This window comes from Rhodovulum sp. PH10 (assembly GCF_000293785.1).
Lineage (GTDB): Bacteria > Pseudomonadota > Alphaproteobacteria > Rhizobiales > Xanthobacteraceae > Rhodoplanes.
On the sequence record NZ_AKZI01000036.1, the window covers coordinates 155,182 to 166,277 of the forward strand.

General features: G+C 68.5%; 5 protein-coding genes. 2 read left to right on the forward strand and 3 right to left on the reverse strand.

Annotation, left to right across the window (positions count from 1 at the left end; genetic code table 11):
• Positions 1-158: 158 nt before the first annotated feature.
• The 3 genes from rpoB to rplJ all read right to left on the reverse strand — a co-directional run bounded on the left by rpoB (position 159) and on the right by rplJ (position 5,492).
• On the reverse strand, positions 159-4,280 hold the full coding sequence (gene rpoB / locus A33M_RS07725; RefSeq protein WP_008385451.1) for a DNA-directed RNA polymerase subunit beta: 4,122 nt from the start codon (positions 4,278-4,280) through the stop codon (positions 159-161).
• A gap of 270 nt (positions 4,281-4,550) precedes the next feature.
• Positions 4,551-4,925 carry a 50S ribosomal protein L7/L12 gene (gene rplL / locus A33M_RS07730; protein ID WP_008385454.1) on the reverse strand — a complete coding sequence of 125 codons (375 nt, stop codon included), beginning with the start codon at positions 4,923-4,925 and terminating at the stop codon, positions 4,551-4,553.
• 48 nt (positions 4,926-4,973) lie between these two features.
• A complete protein-coding gene (rplJ, locus tag A33M_RS07735) occupies positions 4,974-5,492 on the reverse strand; it encodes a 50S ribosomal protein L10 (RefSeq protein WP_008385456.1) in 519 nt (172 codons plus the stop codon).
• Positions 5,493-6,690: 1,198 nt separating this feature from the next.
• Here rplJ and A33M_RS07740 point away from each other — a divergent pair.
• Positions 6,691-7,581, forward strand: coding sequence for a polyphosphate kinase 2 family protein (locus tag A33M_RS07740; RefSeq protein ID WP_008385458.1), 891 nt, complete (start codon positions 6,691-6,693; stop codon positions 7,579-7,581).
• A gap of 244 nt (positions 7,582-7,825) precedes the next feature.
• A partial coding sequence (locus A33M_RS07745; protein ID WP_157223374.1) for a two-partner secretion domain-containing protein occupies positions 7,826-11,096 on the forward strand: 3,271 nt, incomplete at its 3' end.

The following is an 11,096-nucleotide window of genomic DNA, read 5'->3' on the forward strand; positions in this document are numbered from 1 at the left end:
ATCTCCACGCTTGGTGGGTGCGACCGCCGAACTTCACGCGCTGAAACTTCGCGCAGCCGTCTCGTTTCTCGTTCGCGCCGCGGGGTGGCGTCGCGCGATCCCGTCCGCGGCCGGGGAGCCGCGGCGGGAGGGCCGGGTCGTGCCCGGCCCGCATCGGCTTACTCGGCCGCCTCCGCCGTGTCGCCCGGACCGCGCGACTGCTTGGAGTTGTGCAGGTCGACATTGAGGCCGAGCGAGCGCATCTCCTTCACCAGCACGTTGAAGCTCTCCGGGATGCCGGCCTCGAAGGTGTCGTCGCCGCGCACGATCGACTCGTACGCCTTGGTGCGGCCGGCGACGTCGTCCGACTTCACGGTGAGCATCTCCTGCAGGGTGTAGGCCGCGCCGTACGCCTCGAGCGCCCACACCTCCATCTCGCCGAAGCGCTGGCCGCCGAACTGCGCCTTGCCGCCGAGCGGCTGCTGGGTGACCAGCGAGTACGGGCCGATCGAGCGGGCGTGGATCTTGTCGTCGACCAGGTGGTGGAGCTTCAGCATGTAGATGTAGCCCACCGTCACCTTGCGATCGAACTGATCACCGGTGCGGCCGTCGAACAGCGTCACCTGGCCGGAGCGATCGAGCCCCGCCATGTTGAGGAACCGCTCGATGTCCTGCTCCTTGGCGCCGTCGAACACCGGGGTGGCGATCGGCACGCCCTTGCGCAGGTTGGAGCCGAGCTCGACCAGCTCGCCCTCGCCCATCGACTGGATGGTCTCCTCCTCGCCGTAGACCTCGTGCAGCGTGGTCTGGAGCGGCTTGAGGCCGCCGCCGCCGTAATAGGCGTCGATCGCTTGGCCGATCTTCTTGCCGAGGCCCGAGCAGGCCCAGCCGAGATGCGTCTCGAGAATCTGGCCGACATTCATGCGGCTCGGCACGCCGAGCGGGTTCAGCACGATGTCGACCGGCTGGCCGTCCTCCAGGAACGGCATGTCCTCGGCGGGCACGATCTTCGACACCACGCCCTTGTTGCCGTGCCGGCCGGCCATCTTGTCGCCCGGCTGGATCTTGCGCTTCACGGCGATGAAGACCTTGACCATCTTCATCACGCCGGGCGGCAGCTCGTCACCGCGCTGCAGCTTCTCGACCTTGTCGAGGAAGCGCTGCTCGAGGCCCTTCTTGCTCTCCTCGTACGACTTGCGGATGGCCTCGATCTCGGTCATCAGCCGGTCGTCGTCGGTGGCGAACAGCCACCACTGCGAGCGGGGATACTCGTCGAGCGCCGCGCGGGTGATCGTCGAGTCCTTCTTGAAGGTCTTCGGGCCGGCGATGCCGACCTTGCCGTCGAGCAGCTCGGCGAGACGGCCGTAGACGTTGCGGTCGAGGATCGCCTGCTCGTCGTCGCGGTCCTTGGCGAGCCGCTCGATCTCCTCGCGCTCGATCGCCAGCGCACGCTCGTCCTTCTCGACGCCGTGCCGGTTGAACACCCGCACCTCGACGATGGTGCCCTGCACGCCGGGCGGCACGCGGAGCGACGTGTCGCGCACGTCCGAGGCCTTCTCGCCGAAGATGGCGCGCAGGAGCTTCTCCTCCGGCGTCATCGGGCTCTCGCCCTTCGGGGTGATCTTGCCGACCAGGATGTCGCCGGCATGCACCTCGGCGCCGATATAGACGATGCCCGCCTCGTCGAGGTTCTTCAGCGCCTCTTCCGACACGTTCGGAATGTCGCGCGTGATCTCCTCCGGCCCGAGCTTGGTGTCGCGGGCCATCACCTCGAACTCCTCGATGTGGATCGAGGTGAAGACGTCGTCCTTCACGATCCGCTCGGAGAGGAGGATGGAGTCCTCGAAGTTGTAGCCGTTCCACGGCATGAACGCGACCAGCACGTTGCGGCCGAGCGCCAGCTCGCCGAGCTCGGTCGACGGACCGTCGGCGATGATGTCGCCCTTGGCGACGTGATCACCGACCTTCACCAGCGGGCGCTGGTTGACGCAGGTCGACTGGTTCGACCGCTGGAATTTCTGCAGCCGATAGATGTCGACGCCCGACTTGGTCGGATCGAGATCCTCGGTGGCCCGGATGACGACGCGGGTGGCGTCCACCTGGTCGATGACGCCGGTGCGGCGGGCGGCGATGGCGGCGCCCGAGTCGCGGGCGACCACGCCTTCCATGCCGGTGCCGACGAACGGCGCCTCGGCGCGAACCAGCGGCACCGCCTGGCGCTGCATGTTCGAGCCCATCAGCGCGCGGTTGGCGTCGTCGTTCTCGAGGAACGGGATCAGCGCCGCGGCGACCGAGACCAGCTGCTTGGGCGACACGTCCATGTAGTCGACGCGGTCCGGCGGCATCATCAAGACGTCGCCGGCGTGGCGACAGACGATCAGGTCTTCCGTGAACTTGCCCTCGCCGTCGACCGTCTGGTTGGCCTGGGCGACGTAGTAGCGGCCCTCCTCCATGGCGGAGAGATAGACCACCTCGTCGGTCACGCAGCCTTCGCGCACGCGGCGATACGGCGCCTCGATGAAGCCGTACTTGTTGACGCGCGCATAGGTGGCGAGCGAGTTGATCAGGCCGATGTTCGGGCCTTCCGGCGTCTCGATCGGGCAGATGCGGCCGTAATGGGTCGGGTGCACGTCGCGCACCTCGAAGCCGGCGCGCTCGCGCGTCAGGCCGCCCGGGCCGAGCGCCGACAGGCGGCGCTTGTGGGTGATCTCCGACAGCGGGTTGGTCTGGTCCATGAACTGCGAGAGCTGCGACGAGCCGAAGAACTCGCGCACGGCGGCGGCCGCCGGCTTCGCGTTGATCAGGTCCTGCGGCATCACGGTGCCGATGTCGACCGACGACATCCGCTCCTTGATGGCGCGCTCCATGCGCAAAAGGCCGATGCGGTACTGGTTCTCCATCAGCTCGCCGACCGAGCGCACCCGGCGGTTGCCGAGATGGTCGATGTCGTCGATCTGGCCCTTGCCGTCGCGCAGATCTACCAGCGTCTTGATGACGCCGAGGATGTCGTCCTTGCGCAGCACCCGGATGGTGTCGGGGCACTGCATGTCGAGGCGCATGTTCATCTTCACGCGGCCGACCGCGGAGAGGTCGTAGCGCTCGCTGTCGAAGAACAGCGACTCGAACATCGCGCTCGCGGTGTCGATGGTCGGCGGCTCGCCCGGCCGCATCACCCGGTAGATGTCGAACAGGGCGTCCTCGCGCCGCATGTTCTTGTCGACCGCGAGCGTGTTGCGGATGTAGGGGCCGACATTGACGTGGTCGATGTCGAGCACCGGAACCTCGTTGTAGCCGACCTCGGCCAGCAGCTTGAGGGTCTTCTCGGTGATCTCCTCGCCGGCCTCGACATAGATCTCGCCGGTGTTCACGTTGACGAGGTCCTCGGCGATGTAGGCGCCGAGCAGCTCGTCGTCGGTCATGCGCAGCGCCTGCAGCCCCTTCTCCTGAAGGAGGCGCGCCTGCCGCACGGTGATCTTCTTGCCGGCCTCGACCACCACGTTACCGGTGTCGGCGTCGACCAGGTCGTTGATCGCCTTGTAGCCCTTCATCCGGTTGGCGTCGAACGGCACGCGCCAGCCGTCCTTGGTGCGCTTGTAGAGCACCTGGCTGTAGAAGGTGTTGAGGATCTCCTCGCCGTCCATGCCGAGCGCATACATCAGCGACGTCACCGGGATCTTCCGGCGGCGGTCGATGCGGGCATAGACGATGTCCTTGGCGTCGAACTCGATGTCGAGCCAGGAGCCGCGATACGGGATGATGCGGGCGGCGAACAGGAGCTTGCCCGAGGAGTGGGTCTTGCCCTTGTCGTGGTCGAAGAACACGCCCGGCGAGCGGTGCATCTGCGAGACGATGACGCGCTCGGTGCCGTTGACGATGAAGGTGCCGTTGTTCGTCATGAGCGGGATGTCGCCCATGTAGACGTCCTGCTCCTTGATGTCCTTGACGGACTTGGCACCGGTCTCCTCGTCGACGTCGAACACGATGAGGCGCAGCGTCACCTTCAGCGGCGCGGCATAGGTCATGCCCCGCTGGCGGCACTCGTCGACGTCGTATTTCGGCGGCTCGAACTCGTAGCGGACGAATTCGAGCTGGGCCGTGTTGGAGAAGTCCGAGATCGGGAAAACCGACTTGAAGACGGCCTGCAGCCCCTCGTCGGGCCGCCCGCCTTTCGGTTCCTGAACCAGCAGGAACTGGTCGTAGGACGCCTTCTGAACCTCGATGAGGTTCGGCATCTCTGCGACTTCCTGGATTTTACCGAAGAACTTGCGGACCCGTTTGCGACCGGTGAACGTCTCTGCCATCGTGGCCTCTCGCTTCCTCCGCCGGCCAAAACGGCAGCGGGGGGCTTCCGACGGGTGCAGGACCGCGGGCCGGAAGCAGGCATCTCGGCGACCCTCGCACGATCCGGTGCCGCACTGCGGCCGGATCCGGCGGGTCCACCGTCCGAAATTCGGCGATCCGGGCGGACCCGGACCGCACTGCGGCCGCTCACCCTGAGGCGGCGGCGACGATTCCGCAATATGGGTGCGGAATCGCCGAGCAAAAGCTCACGTTTACTCGAGTTCCACCGCTTACTTGAGCTCGACCTTGGCGCCGGCCTTCTCCAGCTGGGCCTTGACCTTCTCGGCCTCGTCCTTGCTGACGCCTTCCTTGACCGGCTTCGGAGCACCCTCGACGAGGTCCTTGGCTTCCTTGAGGCCGAGGCCGGTGAGCGCGCGGACTTCCTTGATCACCTCGATCTTCTTGTCGCCGGCGGCGGCGAGAACGACGGTGAACTCGGTCTTCTCCTCGGCCGGAGCCGCGGCGGCGGCGCCCGGAGCGGCGGCGACGGCGACGGCGGCGGCCGCCGACACGCCCCACTTCTCCTCGAGCAGCTTGGCCAGCTCGGCCGCCTCGAGAACGGTGAGGCTCGACAGGTCGTCGACGATCTTCTGGAGATCAGCCATTTGCGATAATTCCTTCTCGGTTCGCGATAGTTCGGGTTTGCGAGGGCGTCACGCCGCCTCGCCCTTGTCGGCATGGGCCTGAACCACCCGAGCGAGCTTGCCCGCCGGGGCGACGACGATCTGGGCCACCTTGGTCGCCGGGGCCTGGATCAGGCCGACGATCTTGGCGCGCAGTTCGTCGAGCGACGGCAGCGAGGCGAGTGCCTTGACGCCGTCGGGGTTCAGGGCGGTCGTCCCCATCGCCCCACCGAGGATCACGAGCTTGTCGTTGGCCTTGGCGAAGTCGGAAACGACCTTGGGTGCAGCGATCGGATCACCCGAATAGGTGAGAACGGTCGGCCCCTTGAGGAGGGGCGCGACGATCGCCGCGTCGGTGCCGTCGAGAGCGATCTTGGCGAGACGGTTCTTGGCGACCTTCACCGACGCGCCGGCCTGCTTCGCCTGCCTGCGCAGGGTCTGCATCTGGGCGACGGTGAGGCCGGCATAGTGGGCCACCACGACCACGTTCGAGGCCTTGAACACCTCGTTCAGGGTCGTGACGAGCTCCTTCTTTGCCGCTCGATCCACGTCTTGCTCTTTCTGGTTGGCGACCCCCGGTAAGGAGCCGCCGGTTGCGTCGAGCCATTCTCCCTGGGGCCGGAGCCCGCCGGAGAACGACGCCTCATGCCCTGTCCCCCGAAAGCGCGCGAACGCTCGCGGGTCGAACCCGAGTCGGAACCATGCGGGGTCTCCCCCGTATCGATCTTCCCCGTCTGTGCAGGCCCTTGGAACCGGAAGCCGATCCAGGAATTAAGCCGTTGCCGTGGGCACTGGGCGTTCGGGCGCGGGCACCTGCAGTCTCGGACAGGACCGACCGCCCACGAGGGGCGGCCACGTGCCAGCGGAGCGGCAGCGTCGGTCCCGGTTCCCTTCAGATCGATCCGATCGGATGCCTAAAAGGAACAGAGTCCTGTACCACCGTGTTTTCCGAGAGCACGCAAGGGCGCGCCGGCAGAGGGCCGGCACGCCCGTTCTCGCTATGTAGCCCGCTGCAAACCGTTTGCCAACCCCCCGCGCGAGTTTTCCTTGCAAGTCGTTTGCCAAGCCCGAGGGTGGTCGGGCGGCCAGGGAAGGCGGCGGAGCGTCGGCGCGGCGCCGGCACGCGTTTCGGTTGCAGTTGCGGTGCACCGTCGATAGCACGGATCGGCCGGGAAGCGAAGCGCGGCGACGAACAGCGAAGCACGGCGACCAACGAGGCGGTCGACCGGCGAAGTGATCGCGAGGGAAGCGGACGGCGCAGACGGACGGGGGGAGCCGGACGGGGCTCGGCCGGGGAAAAAAACGGCCATGGCGGCATCCGGCGTCCCGGAGCAGGGACCCGAACGCCGGTGCCACCATGGTTCAGACCGTATCCGGGGGCGTGGGACCCGGACGTCCGGCAGCCACGGACCGCACGCTCAGGACGATGCGACCCGACGATCGCGGGCCGGCAGTGCCCTCTCGATCGTTCGTCGACGACCTTACCTTCCGGCTCTCACGGTCGTCTTAAGCCGGCCGGTCGAAATCGATTCGATCCCGCGTCTTTTTTCCGCGCTCTCTTCCGCGCCGGTCGCCCGCTCCGGTGCCTGCCTGGCCGATCGCCGGGAGGAACCCGCCGCTGGGCCGATACGATGCGGAAAGACCTCTGCTATAAAAGGCGGATTCTTCGCATCGGCTCGGCGCCGGTCGCCCCGCCGATCGTCGCGCCGCCGATTGCCGTGTCGTCCATTCCCGCCGGAGACCTCCCATGTCGCTGAAGCCGACCGCGCTGACCGCCCCCTACCGCATCACCAAGGGCAGCCGGTTCAAGCTGTCGGAGATCGCCCCCGACGACACCCGCGGCATCGACCTCGAGAAGGAGGAGGCGAAGGTCTTCGTCGCCGCCGGGGTGACCCGCCTCTCCGAGCTGCAGGAGAAGCTCTACGCCCAGGATCGCTGGTCGGTGCTGCTGATCTTCCAGGCGATGGACGCGGCCGGCAAGGACGGCGCCATCAAGCACGTGATGTCGGGCATCAACCCGCAGGGCTGCCAGGTGTTTTCCTTCAAGCAGCCGTCCGCCAACGAGCTCGACCACGACTTCATGTGGCGCTGCGCGATCCGCCTGCCCGAGCGCGGCCGGATCGGCATCTTCAACCGCTCCTATTACGAGGAGGTGCTGGTCGCCCGCGTCCACCAGGAGGTGATCGAGAAGCAGAAGCTGCCGCAGAAGCTGGTCGGACGGCATTTGTTCGAGGAGCGCTACGAGGACATCGCCGCCTTCGAGCGGTACCTCTCCCGCAACGGCACGCTGATCCTGAAATTCTTCCTGCACGTCTCCAAGGACGAGCAGAAGAAGCGCTTCCTCGACCGCCTCGAGGAGCCGGCGAAGAACTGGAAGTTCTCCGCCGCGGACATCGCCGAGCGCGCTCACTGGAAGGACTATATGCAGGCCTACGAGGACGCGATCCGCGCGACCGCCACCCCGTATGCGCCCTGGCACGTGGTGCCGGCCGACGACAAGTGGTTCGCCCGGCTGGTGATCGTCGAGACCATCGTCGAGGCGCTCGACAAGCTCGACCTGCATTTCCCGAAGGTCTCGAAGGCGCAGCGCGCCGAGCTGGAAAAGGCCCGCACCAAGCTCCTGAAAGAGAAGAAGTGAGAAAGACGGGCGGCCGGTGACACCGCCCTTCTTCGGATCCCGAAAGAACAGGCCGGCCGAGACCATGCGGCAGTTCCGCAACGCCGGCCCGTAAATCCGTCGTTTTGCGACCATTTCGGCGCCCGCTTCCTTGGCGGCCGGAAACCGCGTCTGCTAGCGTTTACATCTCGTTTACCCGCGCCGGGGTGTGCCCGGCATCGGCGGGCGATCGACGACGGGGCGCACGCAGCAGGACGATGCCGGAATGACGAGAGGAGCCGCCGACGGGACGCAGCGCACGGTTCGGTCCCGCCGGGGGCCACTGCCGTTCTTTGCGCGCGCTCTTCGGACGGCGGGGTGCCTCGCCGCCGGCCTCGCCCTCCTCGCCGCCCCGACAGCCCCGACAACTCCCGCCGCCGCCCAGTCGCTGCCGACCGGCGGCACGCCGACCGCCGGCACCGTCTCGATCGGCCAGCCCTCGCCGACCGGCCTCCTGGTCACCCAGACCAGCCCGACCGGCATCGTCGGCTGGAGCTCCTTCTCGATCGGCGCCGGCCACCAGGTGCATTTCGACAACGGCAGCGGCGCCACCTTGAACCGGGTGACCGGCCCCCTGCCCTCGTCGATCGACGGCCTTCTGACCGCCACCGGCAGCGTCTACCTGATCAACCCGGCCGGCATCACCGTCGGCCCGACCGGCGTGATCGAGACCGGCGGTAGCTTCGTCGGATCGACCCTCGACGTGCCGGACGCCGACTTCCTCGCCGGCGGCGCGCTGACCTTCGACGGCGGAAGCACCGCAGCGGTGGTCAATCTCGGCCGGATCGGCTCGGCCCGCGGCGACGTGATCCTGATCGGCCGCACCGTCGAGAACGACGGCGCCCTCACCGCCCCGAACGGCACCGTCGCGCTCGCCGCCGGCCGCGAGGTCTTGGTGAGCGACGGCTCGCTCGGCCAGGGCAAGGTGCAGGTGCGGGTCGCCGGCCCCGGCGGCAAGGTGGTGAACCGCGGAACCATCGCCGCCGCCGAGGTGGAGCTGCGCGCCAATGGCGGCAACGTCTATGCGCTCGCCGGCAACACCAACGGCATCGTCAAGGCGACCGGGGTCGCCAACAAGGGCGGCCGCATCTTCCTCACCGCCGAGGGCGGCAAGGTCACGGCGACCCAGCGGATGGTCGCGCGGAAAGGGTCGACCAAAACCGCGAGCGGCGCCAGCCTCCCTGTCGCCGGCGGCGACATCTTGATCGAGGCCGACGCGGTTTCGATATCCGGCACGCTCGACGCGGCGGGCGACGGCGACGCCGGCGGAAAAATCGTCGTCGCCGGCAGGACGATCGCGCTCGAGCCGGTCGCGGCGCTGGACGCCAGCGGCACCACAGGCGGCCTCGTGCTGATCGGCGGCGACCGCACCGGCGGCCACGATTTTACGACCCGCCTCCTCGACTACGCCATCCCGGCCGCCGAGACGGTGACCGTCGCGGCGGGCGCCACCATCCGCGCCGACGGCATGGCGGGCAGCGGCGGCAGCGTCGTCCTGTGGTCGGACGGAGCCACCCGCTTCGACGGCACCATCTCCGCGACCGGCACCGCCGGCGGCGGTTTCGTCGAAACCTCCGGCCATACGCTCGCCGTGTCCGGCCGGGTGAATGCGGGGCTCGGCGGCACCTGGCTGCTGGACCCCGCCGATCTGGTGATCGGGCCGTCGCTCGCGGAGAGCATCGAGGCGAGCCTCCAGGCCGGCACCGACGTCATCCAGACCACCTATGTCGACGGCGTCGTCGGCGACGGTGACATCCGCGTCGAGGAAAACGTCTCCATCGCTTGGAGCACCAGCGCGACGCTGATCTTCAGCGCCTACCGCAACATCGTGTTCGAGAGCGGCGCACTGATCACCGGCAGCGGCGGCGGCGCGCTGGTGCTGCGGGCCGACAACACCGGCACCGGCACGGGAACCGTGGTCTACGACGGCACCGCCCCGGTGATCGATTTTTCCGACGGCAGCCGGTCGGTCTCGATCTATTACAATCCGACCGACGGCTATGCCGAGCCGCAGTCGTTCGCCACGCTGGTGGCGCCGGGCACGGCCCTGACCGCCTCCATGCTGGTGAACGACGCCCGAGATCTCGCGGCGATCTCGCAAAACCTCGCCGGCACCTATGCGCTCGGCCGCGACATCGACCTTTCCGGCGTCACCGATTTCGCCGGCATCGCCGGCACCTTCACCGGCCTGTTCGACGGCTACGGCGGCGAGGTCGGCCCGGTCCATGCGATCACCGGGCTCGGCTCGGGCACGCCGAGCGCCGGCCTGTTCGAGACGATCGGCACCGGAGGCCTCGTCCAGAATCTCGTGCTGACCGGCACGGTCACCGGCAACGGCGCAAATCCGGTCGGCATGCTCGCCGGCACCAATGAAGGCCTCGTGGACAACGTCCACGCCTATGGCACGCTCGCGACCGGCACCGCCGAGGAGGCGACCGCCGGCGGGCTGGTCGGGCTCAACACCGGCGACATTCGTCTCTCCAACGCCTTGGTGGCGATCGCCGCCGACAGCGCATACGGCACCGTGGGCGGGCTGGTCGGCCGCAACGAGGGCACCATCACCGGCAGCGTCGCGCTCGGCGACATTTCTGCCGGAGAGGATGCGAGCGGCGCGACACTCGGCGGGCTGGTCGGCGCCAACGAGGGCACCATCGATCTCGCGCTCGCCTGGGGCGACGTGTCGGGCGGCGCCTTCTCGCGGGTCGGTGGGATCGCGGGGTCCAATTTCGGCACGGTCACGGGCTCGCTCGCCTACGGCGCCGCGAGCGGAGGGTCAGGCAGCACGGTCGGCGGGCTGGTCGGCCTGAACGACGGCACGGTCGAGACCTCCGGCGCCTTCGCGGCGGTGTCGACCACCGGGCCGGGCGGCGCGGCCGGCGGGCTGGTCGGCCAGAACATCGGCAGCGTCTCGCAGTCGTTCGGCGCCGGCCCGGTGTCCGGCGACGACGGCACCACCATCGGCGGCCTCGTCGGCATCAACGGCACGCCCTGGTACGCCGCCGAGGCGACCGTCTCGCAGTCCTACGCCACCGCGGCGGTGACAGGCACCGGCAGCGCGGTCGCCGGCGGGCTGATCGGCACCAATGGCGGGTTTGTCGACCAGACCTATGCGGTCGGCGCCGTGAGCAGCGGCGAGGGCGGCACGGCGGGCGGGCTGATCGGCCGCAACGCCATCACACCGGTCGAGGGCAGCGGCCTTTTTGTCGGCGACGTCCAAAACTCCTATTGGGACACTCGAACGAGCGGCCTTTCGACGAGCGCCGCCGGCACGCCGATGACCACCGCAGCGCTGGTGCAGGGTTTGCCGGCGGGCTTCGACCCCGCCACCTGGGGCTCGCTGCCGGGCCAGAGCTATCCCTTCCTCGCCGGCACCCCTTATCCTTACGTGCCGGTGCCGCCGGACGATCCGGACCCGCCACCACCTCCGCCTCCGCCGCCACCACCACCTCCGCCGCCACCACCTCCGCCACCACCTCCGCCGCCTCCCCCGCCGGGGC